Source organism: Bradyrhizobium sp. CW1, from assembly GCF_023100665.1.
Taxonomy (GTDB): Bacteria; Pseudomonadota; Alphaproteobacteria; order Rhizobiales; family Xanthobacteraceae; genus Bradyrhizobium; species Bradyrhizobium canariense_D.
This window is the reverse complement of record NZ_CP064684.1, coordinates 5,648,219-5,668,921: the sequence shown is the minus strand read 5'-3', so window position 1 is coordinate 5,668,921 and position 20,703 is coordinate 5,648,219. Positions and strand designations below refer to the sequence as shown.

Genomic DNA, 20,703 nt, shown 5'->3' with positions numbered 1-20,703 from the left:
GCCGCCCACGCGACAGGACGTCGGGGCAAGCCAGACGGCTTGCCCCATTGCGTGATTGTGATCCCCCGGAGTCGTGATGACTGAAATATCGATGCCACCGAACCCGTCGCCATGGCGCCGAGCAACGGCGGCCTATGCAAAACTGCTGGAAATCCTGCTCGCCGCCTCCGTCGGTATGCTGGTCATTCCGGTCACGTTGCAGATCATCTCGCGCTACACGCCTTTGATTCCGTCCTACATCTGGACCGAGGAGATGGCGCGGTTCATGTTCATCTGGACGATCATGATTGGCGCCATGGTCGGCATCAGAGAGTCGCAGCATTTTGAAGTCGACGTCTGGCCTGACCTGTCACGCCGAAGCGAAGCCATGGTCCGGATTCTCGCGCGGCTCGGCGTGCTGGCGCTGGCACTGGTGTTCGTAACCGCCGGAATCGAGTTCACCCGCTTTGCCTGGAACAGAACTTCGGAGCTGGCCGATCTGCCGCTTTGGCTGATCCACGTCGCCTGGCCGATTTCCGGCGTGACCTGGATCGTGTTCGCCGGTGAACAGATCGTCGACGAGATGCGGATTTTGTTTGGGGCAAATCAATGAGCGGCAATGTTCTTTCTGCCGGGCAGGCCGCAATGGTCCTGTTCGGTACTTTCGTTGGCCTGCTCATCATCCGCGTCCCGGTCGCCTTCGCGCTTGGCCTTGCCTGCGTGCCGATCCTGCTGATCGAGCCGCATCTGTCGCTGATGACGCTCGCGCAGGAAACCTTCAACGCCTACAATTCATTCATCCTGCTAGCGGTCCCGTTCTTCCTGCTCACCGCCAATCTGATGAGCATCGGCGGCATCACCGACCGGCTGGTCGCGCTGTCCCGCTCGATGGTCGGGCACTGGCCGGGGTCGCTGGCGCAGATCAACGTGGTGCTGTCGGTGTTCTTTGCCGGCATCTCCGGATCCTCCACCGCGGACGCGGCGAGCCAGTCCAAGATATTCATCGATGCCCAGACCAAGGAGGGCTACGACCTCTCGTTCTCGATCGCCATCACCGCGGTCTCGGCCGTGCTCGCCGTCATCATCCCACCCTCGATCCTGATGATCGTGTGGGGCGGACTGATCTCGACCTCGATCGCCGCGATGTACCTCGCAGGCATCGTGCCGGGATTGCTAATCGCGGGCGCGCAGATGGCAACAGTGCATATCTATGCCGTGCGCCGGGGCTATCCGACCTATCCGAAGGACACCTGGAGGGAGATGTGCTGCGCCATCTGGCGCTCGATACCGGCGCTTATGACGCCGTTCATCATTGTCGGCGGCATCCTGCTGGGGTGGTTCACCGCGACCGAATCCGCCTGCGTCGCAGTGCTCTATTCCGTGGCGCTGTCGACGTTCTTCTACCGTGAAACCGGCGCGCGCGAACTCTACAAGGCGCTGCTCGATACCGGGCGCCTTGCCGGCGTGGCGCTGTTCTGCGTCGGTACCGCGAGCGCGTTCGGCTGGCTGCTGGCCTATTACAGGATTCCGCAGGAACTGCTGGCTAACGTCTCGACCTGGGGCATGGGCGCGATCGGGGCCGGCTTCTTCATCGCGTTCTGCTTTCTGGTGGTGGGCTGCTTCCTCGACGCCATTCCGGCGATCATCATCGTCGGCACCGTTCTCGAACCGCTGGCGAAATCGGTCGACCTTCATCCGGTGCAGTTTGCGATCATCTCGATCGTCTCGCTCGCCTTCGGATTGGTGACGCCGCCTTATGGCCTCTGCTTGATGATCGCCTGCTCGATCGCCGGGGTACGGCTGCGCTATGCGCTTAAGGACACGGTGATCATGCTGATCCCCATGCTGCTCGTGCTGGCGGCGCTCATTATCTGGCCCAGCGTTTCCCTGTTCCTGCCGCGCCTGATCGTGCCGGAGATGTTGAAATGAGCGGGGCTTGATCCCGCGGCTCTGATGCCGCGGAATCGGTGCATTTTTCTCAGAGATTGCTCTCGGTGATCGCAGCGTAGACCATGCTGCGCAGCTCGCGCCGGAGCGGGTAGGCGCTCGACGGCAGCACCTGCGTCATGAAGATGGTGATCAATTCTTCGGCCGGGTCGATCCAGAACGAAGTCGTGGCCGCGCCGCCCCAATTGTATTCACCGGGGCTGCCGGCGACCAGCGTCTCGGCCGGGCGCATCGTCACGGCGAAGCCGAGGCCGAAGCCGATGCCGTTGTAGGCGGCTTCCGCGAACAGCGAGCGCGACACTTCCGGCAGCGAGCGTCCACCCGGAATGTGGTTGGTCGTCATAAGCGCCAGCGTCTTCGGCCCGATCAACCTGACGCCGCCGAGTTCGCCGCCATTGAGCAGCGCACGGCAGAAGGTGAGATAGTCGGCCGTCGTCGAGCACAGCCCGCCGCCGCCCGAAATCAGGGACGGCGGTGAGAGGAACGAACTCTTGGTTGGATCATCCTGCAACGTCAGGCCCTCGCGGCGCTGGCCGGCATGGAAGGTCATGCCGCCACCCGGGTCGGCCGAGTAACAGGCAGCGAACCGGTGGGCCTTGGAAGCCGGCACGTGGAAATCAGTGTCGGTCATGCCGAGTGGATCGAGAATGCGCTGTTTCAGGAACTGCTCGAAGGGTATGCCGGAGATCTTGCCAATGAGGTAGCCGAGCACGTCGGTCGAAACCGAGTAATTCCAGGCCTCGCCCGGCGAGAACTCCAGCGGGATTTTTGCAAGGCTCTCGATCATGGTCTGGAGCGTGCCGGATTTCTCGACCTCGCCGATCTTTTCGGCGCGGTAGGCGGCATCGACGTTCGAGCGCTGCTGGAAGCCGTAGGTGAGGCCGGAGGTGTGGCGCAGGAGGTCGACGATCAGCATCGGCCGCGACGGCGGCCGGGTCAGGAAGGAAGGCGCAGTGCCGGCGACGAACACACCGAGATCCTTCCATTCCGGAATGTACTTGGCGACCGGCTCATCGATCGCGACGAGGCCTTGCTCGACCAGCATCATGAAGGCGACGCTGGTGAGCGGCTTGGTCATGGAATAGATGCGATAGATCGTGTCGTCCTTGACGGGCAGCTTGCGCTCGACGTCGGCAAAACCCTGCACCGTACTGTGGGCGATCTTGCCACGGCGATAGACCAGGAGATGCGTGCCCGGGAAGCGACCGGCATCGATGTACCGGCTCTTCAGATGCGCATCGACGCGGTCGAGCGCGGCCTTGGACATGCCCACGGATTCGGGCGAGGCGGGGGTGGGGGCGAGCATCAGTTCCTCCGGGCAGTTTTGTCCGACGTTGATAGCCGATATGGCGGTCTCATTCCAACCCGGTCGCGCTTAACGCCGGCCGGCTGTTTGGTGTAGGCTTCACGTTGGAACGCCTCCAAGCAGCCCAAAAGATCCCCGACGGGCCAATGAGAAAACGCAGGCAAACGCACCATGACCCAGTTCAACGAGACCGAACTCACCGAAGCCGTCGTCCGGAGCTTTGACCGGACACCCGACCCCCGCGCGAAATTCCTGCTCCAGGAATTGGTGAAGTCGCTGCACGATTACGTGACCAAGACCGGCCTCACCTTCGAGGAGTGGGAATACGCCATCGATTTCCTGACCCGCACCGGCCAGAAATGCACGGACACCCGGCAGGAATTCATCCTCCTGTCCGACGTCCTCGGCGTCTCCATGCTGGTCGATGCGGTCAACCACCGCGAGCGCGAGGGCGCCACCCAGACTACCGTGCTCGGGCCGTTCTATGTCGGCGAGCACAAGGTGACGGCGCACGGCACCGACATCTCTCCGAACAATCAAACCGGCGAACGGATGTTCGTGCAGAGCCGTGTCACCGATCTCAAGGGCAAGCCGCTCGCGAATGTCCCCGTCGACGTCTGGCATGCCGACGATGACGGCTTCTACGACTCGCAGAAGCCGAACTATGACGAGGTCGGCGCCTCGGCGCGGGCGCGCTTCATCACCGACAGCGACGGCCGCTTCTTCTTCCGCACCATCTTGCCGTGCAGCTACCCGATCCCGACCGACGGGCCGGTCGGCGAGATGATCGTGCAGACCAACCGCCACCCGATGCGCCCGGCGCATGTGCACTTCCTGGTCAATGCCAAGGGCTACGAGCCGCTGATCACCCACGTCTTCATGGACGGCGACAAATATCTGGATTCCGACGTTGTGTTCGGCGTGAAGGACGACCTCGTCGCCAAGGTCGAGCCGCGCAACGATGCGGCGATGCCCGACGGCACCAAGGCCAACGGGCAGTGGCACCTGATGAGCTACGAATTCCACCTCAAGCCCGGCGGCGGCATGGCGCCGAAGCCGCTAGGGATGAAGGCGGAGGAGCCGGCCTGACCGTGAGGCGCGAGCGGCGAGCGCCGCGCCTCATCTCCCGATAAAGGCTGCCAGCTCGTCAGGCGTCCCCATCGGAAAGGCTTCTTTCATGAAGTCGAGGAAGGCGGATACCCGCGCGCTCAGGAGCCGGCGTGATGGATAGAGCGTCCACAACGCGATCTCTGGTCCGTCGATGTCGCCCCAATGTACCAGCGTGCCGACAGTCAGGTCGTGACTGACCAGTGACACCGGAAGGCGCGCGGCGCCGACGCCGGCCCGGACCGCGTCGCGGACCATGACGAGCGATGACAGGCGCAGGACCGGATCAATCGCGATCCGCGATCTTCCGCCTGGCATCGTCACTGCCCAGCTTGTCAGCTGGTCGCTTGGTCCGCGCATGACAGCCGGCACAGCGATACCCTCCCTCGGTCGTTTCAGGTCCGGGCTTGCCACGACCACCAGCCGATCGCGCAGAAAAATTCGTCCGACAAGGCTGTCATCTGGATCGGGATTGACCCGGATGACGAGGTCATACCCTTCCTCCACCATGTCGACGGAGCGATCTTCCGTCGTGACCTCAAGACGGACCTCCGGGTATCTGAGCGCGAACCCGGCCGCGAGGTTTCCCATTGCAGTCTGCGAGAACAGCATAGGCGCGCTGATCCGCAAGCGCCCCCGCGGCCTGTCCCCACCCGACGCGATCGCTGTCGCCGTCTCGTCGAGCTCTGTGAGCAAGGCTCCCGTCCGCTCGTAAAGGGCACGTCCTTCCTGCGTGAGTTTCAGGGCCCGCGCGCCACGCTCGAACAGGCGGAGGTCAAGCGCGGCTTCCAGCTCGGCGACCCGCCGGGACAGGGTGGCTTTCGGGCGTCCGGCGGCCCGCGCGGCCCGTCCGAACCCGCCGTGCCGGGCGACAAGATTGAAATCGGCGAGTGCGAGCAGGTCCATCGTTCCACCAGTGAGACGGTCTGTCCAGATATAGCGGCTATCGGTTCGTTTGTGGATCGCTAATTTCCGGGTGTCTTCTGACCCAACCCGGAGTGATCCCCATGACCATCCTCGTTACCGGTGCAACCGGCACCATCGGCCGCCACGTCGTCGAACAGCTCGTCAAGCGCGGCGCCGATGTCCGTGCTCTCGCCCGCGATCCAGCCAAGGCAAACCTCCCGGCAGGCGTCACCGTCGTGCAGGGCGACCTGCTCGACGTCGACTCGCTCCCCAGCGCATTCAAGGGCGTCTCGACCCTGTTCCTGCTCAACGCAGTGGTGCCGGATGAATTCACGCAAGCGCTGATCGCGCTCAACGTCGCCCGCGAGGCTGGCGTCGAGCGGGTCGTGTACCTCTCGGTGATCCACAGCGATCGTTACGTGAACGTCCCGCACTTTGCCGGCAAGTTCGGCGTCGAGCGGATGATCGAGCAGATGGGCTTCAACGCCACCATCCTGCGCCCGGCGTACTTCATGAACAACGACGTCACGATCAAGGACGTGGTGACCGGATACGGCATCTATCCGATGCCGATCGGGAGCAAGGGGCTCGCGATGATCGATGCGCGCGACATCGGCGAGATCGCGGCCCTCGAGCTCATCCGTCGTGAGCGCGCCGCATCACCGCTTCCGCTCACGCGCATCAATCTCGTCGGTCCTGATACGCTGACCGGCGCGAAAGCCGCCGCGGTCTGGTCGGAGGTGCTGGGCCGCACGGTCGCCTATCCCGGTGACGATACCGCCGGCTTCGAGAAGAATCTCCGGCAGTTCATGCCGAGCTGGATGGCCTACGACATGCGGCTGATGAGCGAGCGTTTCCTCACCGAGGGAATGGTCCCCGAAGCCGGCGACGTCGAGCGTCTGACCGCGTTGTTGGGCCGCCCCCTGCGCTCCTATCGCGACTTCGTCTCCGAAATCGCGGCCTCTGCCTGACGGCATGGGCACGTCCCCATCACGACAACGAGGACTCCCATCATGACCTCTTCAATCGCCACTGTTCCGGCGGATCCGCAAGGTGCGACGAAGATATTGGTGCTTGGAGCGACCGGTGCCACCGGTCGCCTGATCGTCAACCAGGCGGTGGCGCGAGGCTACGACGTCACCGTGCTGGTGCGTTCCGCCGAGAAGGCACGTGACATCACGGGGGCGAAGCTCATCGTCGGAGACGCCCGCGATGAAACAGCCCTGCGCGCAGCCCTCAAAGGCCGTGAGGCCGTGGTCAGTGCGCTGGGTACACCGGTAAGCCCGTTCCGCGAGGTGACGCTTCTCTCGACCGCGACGCGCGCACTCGTGAGCGCGATGAAGGCCGAGCAGGTCTCGCGGCTGGTTTGCATCACCGGAATGGGCGCCGGCGACAGTGCCGGGCACGGCGGCTTTGTCGCCGACAATGTGATCTTTCCGCTTCTCCTGAAGAAGGTGTACACCGACAAGGACCGGCAGGAAGCAATCGTCAAAGACAGCGGGCTGGACTGGGTCCTGGTTCGCCCCTCGATCCTGAACAACAAGCCCGGCCGCGGCTCGGTCCGGGCCCTGACGGATCTTTCGGGCTTCCATGGCGGTAGCATCGCGCGCGAAGACGTTGCGACATTCGTGCTGGATCAAGTGCGCGCCGATACCTGGCTGCATCGGTCTCCGCTGATCACGTGGTGATGCTTTGCGTGGCGACACCCGGATCAGCGCGCGTGCAACATCGCAAGCAGGACCACGACGACGCAGGCGAGCGCCGCCGTGGTCAATTTCCAGAACATCAGCGGGCTGCGCTCCAAGAGCGGCGTGATCCGCGTGTCGAGATAGGCCGGATTGGGTGTGCGAAGCTCGAAGACGAATTCGGACAGATCCTCGTGCCGCTTGTAGGGATCCGGATGCAGCGCACGTCTGAGCGCGCCGTCGACCCAGGCGGGCACGTTGCTGTCGTCATCGGCCGGGCGGTATTTGAGCCTCCGCACGTCCGCCTTGCGCCGGATCCTGGCGATTTGGGTGCCATAGGGAAGCTTTCCCGTCAGCATCTGGTAACAGATCACGGCGAGCGAAAACATGTCGGAGCGCGGCGAGCCGCCTTGCCCAAGAAAATATTCCGGCGCCGTGTACTGGACCGTTCCCAGAATTTCGTCGGTCTCGTCCTGCGGGGCGGCTTCCGCGACGCCTGCCACCTTGACCGATCCGAAGTCGATGATCTTCGCGGTGCCGGTCTTGTCGATCAGGATGTTGTCGGGCCTGAGGTCCTGATGCAGCATTTCCATGCGGTGGAAGGCGCGCAGGCCCGCGGCGATTTGCTCGACCAGTCCGCGCACGGTTTCGAGATCGGGGCGCGGATTGTCCGTCATCCATTGCCGCAAGGTCTGACCTTCGACGAATTCGGTCGCGACGTAGAGGTAACCGCGCCGTTTCGACTGTGACAGCGGCTTCAGCACGTGCGGGCTGTCGATCCGGCGCGCGATCCACTCCTCCATCAGGAAGCGCTTCAGGTAGGCGGCATTGTCGCGCAAATCGATCGACGGCAGCTTGAGCGCGACCGGCTCCTCGGTCACCGCGTCGACGGCAAGGTAAATATGGCTGCGGCTGCTGGCGTGGATTTCGCGGACGATCTTGTAGCCGTCGAAGACGGCCCGCGGCTCCGGCAGCGGGGGAAGCGGCAGCTGGGAGGTCTGGTTGAAGATGCCGGCCGGCTCGCGCTGCGGCACCGCATCGATGCGGAGGATCTGGACTGTGATGTTGTCGTCGCTGCCGCGCCGGTAGGCTTCCTCGACGATCGCCTTCGCCGCTCCGTCGAGCTCGGCTGCATGGTCGCTGAGCGCACTCGTGACAAAACGCGCGTCGACGAATTCATAGGCGCCGTCGGTCGCCAGCAGGAACGTGTCGCCAGTCTCGATCTCGAAACTCTGGTAGTCGATCTCGAGCTGCGGATTGATCCCGAGCGCACGGCCGAGATAGGTCTGCTCCGAGGACACGATGATCCGGTGATCGTCGGTCAGCTGTTCGAGCGCCTTGCCGGCCACGCGGTAGACGCGACAGTCGCCGACGTGGAAGATGTGCGCGGTGGTCGCCTTGATGACCATGGCGCTCAGCGTGCAGACATAACCCTTGTCACGGTCATAGGCATATTGGCTCTTGCGCGTCTGCGCGTGGAGCCAGGAATTGGTCGCGTCCAGCACGCGGCGGGCGGAGGTCTTCACCGTCCAGGATTCCGACGTGCAATAATAGTCCATCAGGAAGCTCTTGACCGCCGACTCGCTGGCGATCTGGCTCACCGTGCTGCTGGAGATGCCGTCGGCGAGGACGGCTGCAATGCCCTTCAGGCTGAGCATCGGCTCGTCCGGAACGAGGACGCCGTGAAAATCCTGGTTGATGGGCTTGCGACCCTTGTCGGAATGCTGGCCGACCGAGATCTGAAGTCCGCGAGTCATCGTCATCACCGGCAAAGGGGAGCCTCACCCTGATCGGGCGAGGCTCTCCTGTCGAGACGTATCAGGCCGCGACGCGGGGCGACGTGGCCTTGCCGGCCTGGCGCTTCGGCTTGGTCATGACGTGCGTGGCGTAGAGGGTCATGCCGGTGAAGGCGAGGCCGCCGACGAGGTTGCCGAGCACCGTCGGGATCTCGTTCCAGATCAGGTAATCCATGATCGAGAATTTTGCGTGCAGCATCAGGCCCGACGGGAACAGGAACATGTTCACGACGGAATGCTCGAACACCATGTAGAAGAACACCAGGATCGGCATCCACATCGCGATGACCTTGCCGGGGACCGAGGTCGAGATCATGGCGCCGACCACGCCGGTCGAGACCATCCAGTTGCAAAGCATGCCGCGCAGGAACAGCGTCGCCATGCCGGCCGCGCCATGCGCAGCGTAGCCCAGCGTTCGGCCTTCGCCGATATTGCCGATCGCGGTGCCGATCTTATCGGGGTCCTGCGTGAAGCCGAAGGTCGTGACGAAAGCCATCATGAAGGCCACGGTGAAGGCGCCGGCGAAGTTGCCGACGAAGACGAGGCCCCAGTTGCGCAAGACGCCACCGATGGTGACGCCGGGGCGCTTGTCGATCAGCGCGAGCGGGGAGAGCACGAACACGCCGGTCAGGAGGTCGAAGCCCAGCAGATACAGCATGACGAAGCCGACCGGGAACAGCAGCGCGCCGATCAGCGGCTGCCCCGTGTTCACGTTGATCGTGACGGCGAACCATGCCGCGAGCGCCAGGATGGCGCCGGCCATGTAGGCGCGGATGATGGTATCCCGGGTGGACATGAAGACTTTGGACTCGCCCGCATCCACCATCTTGGTGACGAATTCCGAAGGCGCGAGATACGACATCGATGGTTCCTTTTGCTTCCTAAGAAAGAGATCTCGCCCTCCTGCGAGAGCGATTGAACGTCACTGCCCGTGCGGGCTGACCTGCCGCGCACGAGGCGATGGAGAGTTGGAAGCCTTTGGGATTGCGTCACGACGACCGAGCCGAGGAGGGCCGCGAAGCAGTTGAGCTTCCGGGATGCAGCCGCCAGCGCCTGCATCAATGCGGCAAAGCCGCAGTCTTCATTGACGTAAATGGAGAAGCAAGTTGCGTGCCGTGTGCTGGGCTCATAAAAAGCAAGCAACATCAATCTGGTAGAGCTTTGGCTGCCCCGGCTTTTGCGCTTGATGCGGCCTTTTGCTTGGGCTGCTGCACAACTGTTGTGCGCCGCACAATTATTGGGCAGCCGCAAATTTCGCGAGCGGAACGGGCCTGCGACAGACTGGCGCGCTGCCTGTAGCATATTGATCTTTCGAGATTTTCTACGTTGTGGCGCTTGGCACGAAGCTTGAATAGTTCCAGCCCGACGCCATTGAAGCCGTCCCGCGAGACTTCTCATCCGAATTGCCGACGCCACCAGACGGGGGTCTCCCCGCCTCGCGTTCGCATGCGCAGCTTCAGGCGTCGCCGGACCGGATGGGCTGCTCGTGTGCACTGACGCAATCATTCTGCAACGACGCAAAGGACGATATCGCCCATGACCAAGCGCACCCGCCGGCCGTCGGACACTGGCCTCAGCCGCCGTCAATTGTTGAAGGCCGCCGGCTCGACCGCCGCACTCCTGGCCGCCGTAAAACTCAATTTCCCCGCTGGCGCCTTCGCGCAGGACGCCGGCCCCGAGGTCAAGGGTGCCAAGCTCGGCTTCATCGCGCTGAGCGATGCCGGCCCCTTGTTCGTCGCCAAGGACAAGGGCCTGTTCGCCAAATACGGCATGCCTGACACCGACGTGCAGAAGCAGGCCTCCTGGGGCACCACGCGGGACAATCTCGTGCTCGGCTCAGAAGGCAACGGCATCGACGGTGCGCACATCCTCACCCCGATGCCGTATCTGATCTCGGCCGGCAAGGTGACGCAGAACAATCAGCCGACGCCGATGTACATCCTGGCGCGGCTCAATCTCGACAGCCAGTGCATCTCCGTCGCCAACGAATATGCCGACCTGAAGCTCGGCGTCGACGCCACGCCCTTCAAGGCGGCGCTGGAGAAGAAGAAGGCCTCAGGCAAGGCCGTGAAGGCCGCGATGACCTTCCCCGGCGGCACGCATGACCTCTGGATCCGTTACTGGCTCGCCGCCGGCGGGATCGATCCCGACAAGGACATCGAGACCATCGTGGTGCCGCCGCCGCAGATGGTGGCCAACATGAAGGTCGGCACCATGGATTGCTTCTGCGTCGGCGAGCCCTGGAATCTGCAATTGATCCATCAGAACATCGGCTACACCGCCATCAACACCGGCGAACTCTGGAACAAGCATCCGGAAAAATCCTTCGGCATGCGCGCCGCCTTCGTCGATAAATATCCAAAGGCCTCGAAGGCGCTGCTGATGGCGGTGATGGAAGCGCAGCAATGGTCGGACAAGGCCGAGAACAAGGCCGAGCTTGCCGCCATCATGGGCAAGCGGCAGTGGATGAACTGCCCCGTCGAAGACGTGCTCGACCGCACCGCTGGCAAGTTCGACTACGGCATCCCGGGCAAGGTGGTCGAGAACTCCCCGCACATCATGAAGTATTGGCGCGACTTCGCCTCCTATCCGTTCCAGAGCCACGACCTCTGGTTCCTCACGGAGGACATCCGCTGGGGCAAGTACGAGGCGAATTTCGACACCAAGGCGCTGATCGCCAAGGTCAACCGCGAGGACATGTGGCGCGATGCGGCCAAGACGCTCGGCGTCGCAAGTGCGGAGATCCCGGCCTCTACGTCGCGCGGCAAGGAGACCTTCTTCGACGGCAAGGTGTTCGATCCGGAAAATCCCGCTGCCTATCTGAAGTCGCTCGCGATCAAGCGCGTCGAAGTCTGATGGAGCCAGCGGCCGCCTCCGGGCGGCCGCATCGTCTTTTGCAGCCGGAGAGATATTGCGATGAAGATGCCCGCCACGAAGATCGAGGTTGAGACCGCGAAGCCTGCGAGCGCTGCCGCGCCGGTCGTCGCGATGACACCGAAGCGGCCGCCGCGATCGGAGACTTACGCGCGGATGGCGCGGGAGACCGCCGTGCGCGTCATCCCGCCGCTCGTCGTGGTCGCGTTGCTCATGCTGATATGGGAGCTGGTCTGCCGTCGCGCCGGCTCGGCGCTGCCGCCGCCGTCAAAAGTCTTCAAGGACACCAAGGAGCTGATCCTCGATCCGTTCTTCGACCATGGCGGCATCGACAAGGGTCTGTTCTGGCATCTCTCCGCCAGTCTCCAGCGCGTCGCGCTCGGCTATTCGCTCTCCGCCATCGCCGGCATCGCGCTCGGCGTCCTGGTCGGCCAGTCGGTCTGGGCCATGCGCGGGCTCGATCCGCTGTTCCAGGTCTTGCGCACGATCCCACCGCTGGCCTGGCTGCCGCTTTCGCTCGCGGCCTTCCGTGACGGCCAGCCGTCGGCGATCTTCGTCATCTTCATTACCTCGGTCTGGCCGATCATCATCAACACCGCGGTCGGCATCCGCAACATTCCGCAGGACTATCGCAACGTCGCCGCAGTGGTGCAGCTCAACCCGCTCGAGTTCTTTGCCAAGATCATGATCCCTGCCGCCGCGCCCTACATCTTCACGGGACTTCGCATCGGCATCGGCCTGTCATGGCTCGCGATCGTCGCCGCGGAAATGCTGATCGGCGGCGTCGGCATCGGCTTCTTCATCTGGGACGCCTGGAACTCCTCGCATATCAGCGAAATCATCCTGGCGCTGTTCTATGTCGGCATCATCGGCTTCGTGCTCGACCGCCTGATCGCGGGCGCCGGCAAGATCGTCACCCGCGGCACCGCGCTGAATTAAAGGGGAAGCACATGACCGCTTATCTGAAGCTCGACCATATCGACAAGATTTTCACCCGCGGCGCAGCCTCCACGGAGGTGCTGAAGGATATCAATCTCACCATCGACAAGGGCGAATACGTCTCGATCATCGGCCATTCCGGTTGCGGCAAGTCGACCCTGCTCAACATCATCGCAGGCCTGACCAACGCCACCATGGGCGGCGTGCTGCTCGAGAACCGCGAGGTGAACTCGCCGGGACCGGATCGCGCGGTGGTGTTCCAGAACCACAGCCTGTTGCCATGGCTGACCGTGTACGAGAACGTCCGGCTCGGCGTCGACAAGGTCTTCGCCAAGACCAAGAAGCGCTCCGAACGCGACGCCTGGGTCATGCACAATCTCAACCTCGTGCAGATGGCCCATGCCAAGGACAAGCGGCCCTCGGAAATCTCCGGCGGCATGAAGCAACGCGTCGGCATTGCCCGCGCGCTTGCCATGGAGCCGAAAGTATTGCTGCTCGACGAGCCTTTCGGCGCGCTCGACGCACTGACCCGCGCGCATTTGCAGGATTCGGTGATGGCGCTGCATCAGAAGCTCGGCAACACCATTCTGATGATCACCCACGACGTCGACGAGGCGGTGCTGCTGTCCGATCGCATCGTCATGATGACAAATGGGCCGAGCGCGCGCATCGGCGAGGTGCTGGAGGTGCCGCTGGCGCGGCCGCGCAAGCGGCTCGAACTCGCGACCAACGTCACTTACCTGAAGTGCCGGCAGCGCGTGCTCGAATTCCTCTATGAGCGTCATCGCTTCGTCGAAGCCGCGTAGGCGCGTCACCAACAGATGCTCACGCAACGCCTAATTTTGAATCATCAAGCTCAATCCTTGTGCGGCGCACAGGGATTGAGCGAATCGCAAAATTTGCGTGCGAAATAGTGCTGCAAGAATTTGGGGCACGACGAACAAGCTCCTGAATTTCCTGCGTTTCCGGAATGCGCGCAGTTGGCACGGAAATTGAAACACCGGCCGCGACGCCAACGACGACGTCCCTCAACATCATCAATCAGCATCGTGAACTCGCCACCGGGGCTTGGCCTCGGCGCGCGCCTCCGTGGCCGGAGGCTGAGCCTGCAACGACGCAGCGGTGAGGCAAGAAGGGATACTCAATGACGAAGAATCCAACCTGGATTTCAGACTGGCGCCCCGAAGATGAGGCGTTCTGGAATGCGACTGGCAAGACTATCGCGCGACGCAACCTGATCTGGTCGATCGTGGCCGAACATATCGGCTTCTCGGTCTGGCTGATCTGGAGCATCGTCACCACCAAGCTGCCGCAGGCGGGCTTCCACTACACCACCGACCAGCTGTTCCAGCTCGTCGCGGTGCCCGGGCTGATCGGCGCGTTGATGCGCTTTCCCTACACCTTCGCGGTGACGACCTTCGGCGGGCGCAACTGGACCATCTTCAGCGCGGCGATCCTGCTCATTCCGACGCTTTCGCTGGCCTATTTCGTCGGCCAGCCCGACACGCCGTTCTGGCTGATGCTGCTGATTGCCTCGACCGCCGGTCTCGGCGGCGGCAATTTTGCCTCCAGCATGACGAACATCTCGTTCTTCTTCCCCGACCGGATGAAGGGGTGGGCGCTCGGACTGAATGCGGCCGGCGGCAATATCGGCGTCTCCAGCGTGCAGCTCCTGACCCCGATCCTGATGACGCTCGCCGTCATCAACCTGTTCCAGGCATCGCCCGTCGACGGCGTCTTCCTCCAGAACGCCGGCCTGATGTGGGTGCTGCCGATCGCGATCGCGGTGTTCGGCGCAGTGTTCTTCATGAACAACCTGACCACGGCCAAGTCGTCGATCAAGAACCAGCTCGCCGTGGTCAGGCGCAAGCACACCTGGATCATGGCGTATCTCTATATCGGCACGTTCGGCTCCTTCATCGGCTACTCGGCTGCATTTCCGCTGTTGATCAAGACCCAGTTCCCGCAAGTCACCATTGCGATCGCGTTCCTGGGGCCGCTGGTCGGCTCGCTGTCGCGGCCGCTCGGCGGCTGGCTTGCCGACAGGATCGGCGGCTCGGTGATCACGTTCTGGAATTTCATCGTGATGGCAGGCGCGACGATCGGCGTGCTCTACTTCGTCGGGCACAAGGATTTCATCGGCTTTCTGTCGATGTTCCTGGTCCTGTTCGTGACGACGGGCATCGGCAACGGCTCGACCTACCGCATGATCCCCTCGATCTTCCGCGAGCAGAATTTGTTCAGGGTGCGCGGCAAGGGCGATGCGGAGCGCGCGGTCGCCTTGAAGACGGCGAGCATCGAGAGCGGTGCTGCGGTCGGCTTCATCGGCGCGGTCGGCGCCGTTGGCGGCTATCTGATCCCGACCGGGTTCGGCAAGTCGATCGCGCTGACCGGCGGGCCGCAGCTCGCGCTCGCGATCTATCTCGGCTTCTACGCCTCCTGCCTCGCGCTGACCTGGTGGTTCTATCTGCGTCGCAGCCCGCAGGGCGAAGGCGCGTCAAGCCTCGCCGGCGCGCGTGTCTAATACTTGGTACGAATCTCGCTTCTCCCCATACGCGGGGAGAAGCATTGCCCGACAGTTTGACAATGAACCTGGTTCGCAATGGCGCGCACCAAGGCAAACCCAACAGGCAGGAGAACATCATGACGCCGGAACAGATCACCCTCGTGCAGCAGAGCTTTGCCAAGGTCGCGCCGGTTTCCGCGCAGGCCGCGGTGCTGTTCTACGATCGCCTGTTCGAGGTGGCGCCATCCGTGCGCGCGATGTTCCCCGAGGACATGACCGAGCAGCGCAAGAAGCTGATGGGCATGCTCGCCGCCGTCGTCGGCGGTCTGTCGAATCTGGACTCGATTCTTCCGGCGGCCTCCGCGCTTGCGAAGCGTCACGTCGGCTACGGCGCCAAGGCCGAGCACTACCCCGTGGTCGGCGCGACCTTGCTGTGGACCCTGGAGAAGGGCCTTGGCGAGGCCTGGACGCCCGAACTCGCTACCGCCTGGACCGACGCCTACGGCGTGTTGTCCGGCTACATGATGTCCGAGGCCTACGGCGCACAGTCGCAGGCCGCTGAATAGGAGATGCGTTGTGAGTGAACCGCTGGTCATTGTCGGAAACGGTATGGCGGCCGCGCGTCTGGTCGACGAGCTCGCCAAGACCGCACTCGGCCGCTACGCGGTCGCCGTCATCGGCGAAGAGCCGCGGCTCGCTTACAACCGTGTTCTGCTCTCCTCCGTGCTGGCCGGCGAGACCGGCTCGCACGAGATCGAGCTCCGACCCGCCGACTGGTGGCGCCATCGCGGTGTCACGGTGCGCTACGGCTATCGGGTCACCGAGGTCGACACCGGCCGACGCGAGCTCAAGATCGAAGGCGAAGAGAGCATGGAATATTCCAAGCTCGTGCTCGCCGTCGGCTCGACGCCGCTACGGCTCAACGTGCCCGGCGCCGATCTCGCCGGCGTGCACACCTTTCGCGATACCCGCGACGTCGACCTGCTGCTGACGCTCGCGGCCGCCAGGAAGCGCGTCGTCGTGGTCGGCGGTGGTCTGCTCGGACTCGAAGCGGCCTACGGCCTCGCCAAGGCCGGAGCGCCGGTGACGCTGCTGCACCTGATGGACCGGCTGATGGAGCGCCAGCTCGATGCCTCCGCCGCGGACCTGCTCAAGACACTGGTCGAGCGCAAGGGCATTCGTATCCTGCTCAATGCATCCACAGCGCGCATCCACGGCGAAGGTCATGTCCAAGCGGTCGAGCTTGCCGACGGCAGCCGCATCGAGGCCGATGCGGTGATCTTCGCCGCCGGCATCAGGCCCAACATTGCGCTCGCAAAGGACGCCGGCATCGCAGTCAACCGCGGCATCGTCGTCAACGACGAGATGCAGACGGTGTCACCCGATATCTACGCGCTTGGCGAATGCGCCGAGCATCGCGGCACCTGCTACGGCCTCGTCGAGCCCGCCTACGAGCAGGCGCGCGTGCTGGCGCGGCATCTCGCGGGCCGTCCCGCGGCCTATCAGGGCAGCGTGGTCTCGACCAATCTGAAGGTGTCGGGCGTCAGCGTATTCTCCGCGGGCGACTTCATGGGCGGGGAGGGCAGCGAGAGCCTCGTGCTGTCAGACCGCAGGCGCGGCACCTACAAGAAGCTCGTCATCTCCGACGGCCGGCTCACCGGCGCGGTGCTGATCGGCGATACCGTCGATGCGCTCTGGTATCTCGAGCTGATCCGCAATCGTGACAAGGTGGCGGCGATCCGCACCGACATGATGTTCGGCCGCGCGCTCGCGCGTCCCTCCAAAGCGGCTTGATTGAGGCGGCTCGATATGACGGCGATCGATCCCACGCTCCGCGCTACCAAAACGACCTGTCCGTATTGCGGCGTCGGCTGCGGCGTGCTGGCGACGCCAGACGGCAAGGGCGGCGCGGCGATCGCGGGCGATCCCGATCATCCTGCCAATTTCGGCCGGCTGTGCTCCAAGGGCTCGGCGCTCGGCGAGACGGTCGGGCTCGAAAGCCGGCTGCTCTATCCGATGATCCGCTGCAAGGGCGTGCTCGAACGCGTCGCCTGGAGCGATGCGCTCGATCACGTCGCCCACCGCATGCAGCACATCGTCGCGCGCGACGGCGCCGACGCGGTCGCATTCTATCTCTCGGGCCAGCTGCTGACCGAGGACTATTACGTCGCCAACAAGCTGATGAAGGGCTTTGTCGGCACTGCGAACGTCGACACCAATTCGCGGCTCTGCATGTCGTCATCGGTCGCCGGTCACCGCCGCGCCTTCGGCGCCGACACCGTGCCCGGCTGCTACGAGGATCTCGACCAGGCCGATCTTCTGGTGTTCGTCGGCTCGAATGCCGCCTGGTGCCATCCCGTGCTGTTCCAGCGCATGCTGAAGAACCGGCAGGAGCGCGGCGCGCGCATGATCGTGATCGATCCGCGCCGCACCGACACCGCGACCGACGTCGATCTGTTCCTCGGCCTCAAGCCCGGCACCGACACGGCGTTGTTCTCCGGCCTGTTCGTTCACCTCGCCGACAATGGTGCCCTGGATCAGGACTACATCGGGCAAAACACGTCGGGCTTTGACGACGCGCTGGCGCGCGCACGCAGCATCGCCGGCAGCATCACCGCGACCGCACTGGCGACCGGCCTCTCCGAGCAGGACGTTGCCACCTTCTTCAAGATGTTCCGTGACACGCCCCGCGTCGTCACGCTGTACTCGCAGGGTGTCAATCAGTCGGCGCAGGGCACCGACAAGGTCAACGCGATCCTGAACTGCCATCTCGCCACGGGGCGCATCGGCAAGCCCGGTGCCTCGCCGTTCTCGCTCACCGGCCAGCCCAACGCGATGGGCGGCCGCGAGGTCGGCGGCCTCGCCAACCAGCTCGCCGCACACATGAACTTCACGCCGCCGGACATCGATCGCGTGCGGCGGTTCTGGAAGGCGCCGCGTATCGCGACCCATGAAGGGTTGAAGGCGGTGCAGCTGTTCGAAGCCATCAACCGCGGCGAGGTTAAGGCGCTGTGGGTGATGGGCACCAACCCCGCAGTGTCGCTGCCCGACGCGGACTTCGTGCGCGAGGCGCTGAAGAAGCTCGAGCTGTTCGTGGTCTCCGAGAACGTGCTCTCCAACGACACGGTCGATGCTGGCCCGCACGTGCTGCTGCCCGCGCTCGCCTGGGGCGAGAAGTCGGGCACCGTGACCAATTCCGAGCGCCGGATCTCGCGCCAGCGTTCGTTCCTGCCGGCGCCCGGCGAGGCGCGGCCGGACTGGTGGATCCTGAGCGAAACCGCAAAACGCCTCGGCTTCGGCGACAGTTTTAATTACAAATCCGCAGCCGACATCTTTCGCGAGCACGCCGCGCTCTCGGCGTTCGAGAACGATGGCAGCCGCGACTTCGATATCGGCGCGCTGACCTCGCTGTCCGACGAGGGCTTCGACGCGTTGAAGCCCGTGCAGTGGCCCGCGCGCGAAGGCCAGGCGCCCGGCGAGCGCTTCTTCGCGGCCGGCGGGTTCTTCACCAATGACGGCAAGGGCCGCTTCGTCGCGCCGGAGGTGCCGGCGCTGCGCGGCGAGACCGGGCCGTCGCGGCCGCTGCGGCTCAACACCGGGCGCATCCGCGACCAGTGGCACACCATGACGCGCACGGGCCTCAGCCAGCGGCTCGGCGCGCATCTGCCCGAGCCGTTCGTCGAGATTCATCCCGATGACGCCGGCAGATACAACGTCGTTCATGACGGCTATGCCCGCATCACCACCGACTACGGCCAGTGCACCCTCAAGGTCGTCGTCAGCGACCACCAGCAGCGCGGCACGCTGTTCGCGCCGATCCACTGGAGTGCGATGAACGCCTCGCACGGTCGCGTCGGGGCGCTGGTCGCACCGTTCACCGATCCGTTTTCGGGGCAGCCGGAGTCCAAGGCGACACCAGCCGCGATCGTGCCTTATGAATACGTCTTCCGCGGCTTTGCGTTGTCGCGCAAGCAGCTGGAGCTGCCACCGAACCTGATGTGGACCCGCGTCACTGTTACCGGCGGCTTCGGCTACCTCTTCGCCGACAATGCGGACCTGTCGCGCTGGCCGGCCTGGCTCGGTGGCGTTGCCGGCGAGGACGTCGCCGACTATCGCGACCTCGGCGGCGGCGTTTATCGCGCGGCCTCGTTTGCCGGCGACCGCATCGAAACCTGCCTGTTCGTCGGCCCCGCGCATGATGCCGGGGACTGGGAGGTGGTGAAGAGCCTGTTCGTGGCCGACCACGTCACCGATGAGCAGCGGCGCATGCTGCTGTCCGGCAAGTCGAGCGAGGGCGCGGTTTCGACCGGTCCTGTCGTCTGTGCCTGCTTCGGCGTCGGCCGCGGCACCATCTGCGACACCATCGCCGCAGGCGCGCGCACAGCCGCCGAGATCGGCGCAAAGCTCAAGGCCGGCACCAATTGCGGCTCCTGCATCCCCGAGCTGAAGCGCCTGATCGCGACGACCGAAATTGCGCCGGCGAAGCATGCCAAGCACGCGGGCGCGGCGGGGTAGGGGCGACTTTCTCGGTCGTCGCGCATACTCCGCCGTCATCGCCCGGCTTGACCGGGCGATCCAGTACGCCGAGACGCCTGTGATCAAGCGCTAAGGCCACTGCGTACTGGATTCCCTGCTTTCGCGGGGAATGACAGCGAGGGCGGGGCGCTATGCTTCGGCCCAATCGACGCACGCCTCATTGTGCCCTATGGTGCCGCGCTCTCGCCCTCAACACGCAAAAACAACAATGATGTACCTGGAAACGCCGCCGCGCCTGATCGAGACCAGACTCTTTTCCGCCATGCCCGACAAATTCCGCCGCAAGGGCGAGCGCACCGATTGGGCCGATGCCAACCGGCCCGGTGTGCCGACGGATTCCTTCATCGAAGGGCCGTCGTTCGACAAGGATGGCAATCTCTACATCGTCGACATTCCCTTCGGCCGCATCTTCCGCATTGCGCCCGACGGTGAGTGGTCGCTGGCGATTGAATATGAGGGCTGGCCGAACGGACTGAAGATTGCGGCGGACGGCCGCATCCTGGTCGCCGACTACAGGCACGGCATCGTGGAGTTCGACGCCAGGGCAGGGCGCATTGCGCCGGTGCTGACCTCGCGCAACTCGGAGTCTTTCCGGGGCTGCAACGATCTGCATCTCGCGTCCAACGGCGACATCTATTTCACCGACCAGGGACAGACCGGCCTGCATGACCCCAGCGGCCGCGTCTATCGCCTGACGCAAAGCGGCCGGCTCGATTGCCTGATCGACACTGGTATCAGCCCGAATGGCCTGGTGATCGATCCAACCGAGACCGTGCTGTTCGTCGCAATGACGCGCGACAACGCGGTGTGGCGGCTGCCGTTCATGAAGGACGGCAGCGTGTCGAAGGTTGGCCGCTTCTGCTCGCTGTTCGGCACGAGCGGCCCTGATGGCATGACAATGGATGCCAAGGGCCACCTGTTCGTCGGTCACGCCTCACTCGGCCATGTCTTCGTGTTCGCGCCCAACGGCGAATTGATTGCGCGGGTCAAGTCGTGTGCAGGTCCGAATTGCACCAATGTCGCCATTGGTGGCGCGAAGAAGGATCGGCTCTACATCACGGAGTCCGCAACCGGTAGCGTATTGGTCGCTGACATCGGCGTATTGAACTCTTGAGCGCGACG

17 protein-coding genes are annotated in these 20,703 nt (G+C 64.0%); 13 read left to right on the top strand and 4 right to left on the bottom strand.

Going from position 1 to position 20,703, the window contains the following annotated elements:
* Window positions 1-76: 76 nt before the first annotated feature.
* Window positions 77-592, top strand: a complete 516-nt coding sequence (locus IVB54_RS27650; protein WP_026233300.1) for a TRAP transporter small permease — start codon at window positions 77-79, stop codon at window positions 590-592.
* Window positions 589-1,908: a TRAP transporter large permease gene (locus tag IVB54_RS27645; protein ID WP_018457100.1), complete on the top strand. Its 1,320-nt coding sequence runs from the start codon at window positions 589-591 to the stop codon at window positions 1,906-1,908. The genes IVB54_RS27650 and IVB54_RS27645 overlap by 4 nt, the downstream gene beginning before the upstream one ends.
* 49 nt (window positions 1,909-1,957) lie before the next feature.
* Here the strand turns inward: IVB54_RS27645 and IVB54_RS27640 are convergent, their stop codons facing one another.
* Entirely contained in the window at window positions 1,958-3,232 is a 1,275-nt protein-coding gene (locus IVB54_RS27640; protein ID WP_085352118.1) for a serine hydrolase domain-containing protein, read from the bottom strand.
* A 171-nt stretch (window positions 3,233-3,403) separates the two neighbouring features.
* Here IVB54_RS27640 and IVB54_RS27635 point away from each other — a divergent pair, with 171 nt between their 5' ends.
* On the top strand, window positions 3,404-4,321 hold the full coding sequence (locus IVB54_RS27635; protein WP_247300285.1) for an intradiol ring-cleavage dioxygenase: 918 nt from the start codon (window positions 3,404-3,406) through the stop codon (window positions 4,319-4,321).
* A gap of 30 nt (window positions 4,322-4,351) precedes the next feature.
* On the opposite strand, the gene IVB54_RS27630 is transcribed toward IVB54_RS27635, so the two are convergent.
* Window positions 4,352-5,245, bottom strand: coding sequence for a LysR family transcriptional regulator (locus IVB54_RS27630; RefSeq protein ID WP_247300283.1), 894 nt, complete (start codon window positions 5,243-5,245; stop codon window positions 4,352-4,354).
* A 101-nt stretch (window positions 5,246-5,346) separates the two neighbouring features.
* Between IVB54_RS27630 and IVB54_RS27625 the strand changes: the two genes are divergently transcribed.
* Together IVB54_RS27625 and IVB54_RS27620 are read left to right on the top strand one after the other, a co-directional pair.
* Complete coding sequence (locus IVB54_RS27625) at window positions 5,347-6,216, top strand: NmrA/HSCARG family protein (protein WP_247300280.1); 870 nt, start codon at window positions 5,347-5,349, stop codon at window positions 6,214-6,216.
* Between the two features lie 42 nt (window positions 6,217-6,258).
* A complete protein-coding gene (locus IVB54_RS27620) occupies window positions 6,259-6,933 on the top strand; it encodes an SDR family oxidoreductase (RefSeq protein WP_247300278.1) in 675 nt (224 codons plus the stop codon).
* A 23-nt stretch (window positions 6,934-6,956) separates the two neighbouring features.
* Here the strand turns inward: IVB54_RS27620 and IVB54_RS27615 are convergent, their stop codons facing one another.
* Together IVB54_RS27615 and IVB54_RS27610 are read right to left on the bottom strand one after the other, a co-directional pair.
* On the bottom strand, window positions 6,957-8,693 hold the full coding sequence (locus IVB54_RS27615; RefSeq protein WP_247363493.1) for a bifunctional protein-serine/threonine kinase/phosphatase: 1,737 nt from the start codon (window positions 8,691-8,693) through the stop codon (window positions 6,957-6,959).
* 55 nt (window positions 8,694-8,748) lie between these two features.
* Entirely contained in the window at window positions 8,749-9,588 is an 840-nt protein-coding gene (locus IVB54_RS27610) for a formate/nitrite transporter family protein (RefSeq protein WP_018457093.1), read from the bottom strand.
* Between the two features lie 674 nt (window positions 9,589-10,262).
* Between IVB54_RS27610 and IVB54_RS27605 the strand changes: the two genes are divergently transcribed.
* From IVB54_RS27605 to IVB54_RS27570, 8 genes are all read left to right on the top strand, one after another.
* A complete protein-coding gene (locus IVB54_RS27605; protein ID WP_085352121.1) occupies window positions 10,263-11,582 on the top strand; it encodes a CmpA/NrtA family ABC transporter substrate-binding protein in 1,320 nt (439 codons plus the stop codon).
* A gap of 60 nt (window positions 11,583-11,642) precedes the next feature.
* The gene (ntrB, locus tag IVB54_RS27600) at window positions 11,643-12,539 is read left to right on the top strand and encodes a nitrate ABC transporter permease (RefSeq protein ID WP_018457091.1); all 897 of its coding nucleotides are present in this window, start codon (window positions 11,643-11,645) and stop codon (window positions 12,537-12,539) included.
* An 11-nt stretch (window positions 12,540-12,550) separates the two neighbouring features.
* A complete protein-coding gene (locus tag IVB54_RS27595) occupies window positions 12,551-13,345 on the top strand; it encodes an ABC transporter ATP-binding protein (RefSeq protein WP_247363492.1) in 795 nt (264 codons plus the stop codon).
* Window positions 13,346-13,683: 338 nt separating this feature from the next.
* Window positions 13,684-15,063 carry an MFS transporter gene (locus IVB54_RS27590; RefSeq protein WP_018457089.1) on the top strand — a complete coding sequence of 460 codons (1,380 nt, stop codon included), beginning with the start codon at window positions 13,684-13,686 and terminating at the stop codon, window positions 15,061-15,063.
* Between the two features lie 119 nt (window positions 15,064-15,182).
* Window positions 15,183-15,611, top strand: coding sequence for a globin family protein (locus tag IVB54_RS27585; RefSeq protein WP_247776529.1), 429 nt, complete (start codon window positions 15,183-15,185; stop codon window positions 15,609-15,611).
* Between the two features lie 10 nt (window positions 15,612-15,621).
* Complete coding sequence (locus IVB54_RS27580) at window positions 15,622-16,839, top strand: FAD-dependent oxidoreductase (RefSeq protein ID WP_256465301.1); 1,218 nt, start codon at window positions 15,622-15,624, stop codon at window positions 16,837-16,839.
* Between the two features lie 15 nt (window positions 16,840-16,854).
* A complete protein-coding gene (locus IVB54_RS27575) occupies window positions 16,855-19,560 on the top strand; it encodes a nitrate reductase (protein WP_018457086.1) in 2,706 nt (901 codons plus the stop codon).
* A 232-nt stretch (window positions 19,561-19,792) separates the two neighbouring features.
* Entirely contained in the window at window positions 19,793-20,695 is a 903-nt protein-coding gene (locus IVB54_RS27570) for an SMP-30/gluconolactonase/LRE family protein (protein WP_247777523.1), read from the top strand.
* Window positions 20,696-20,703: the final 8 nt, after the last annotated feature.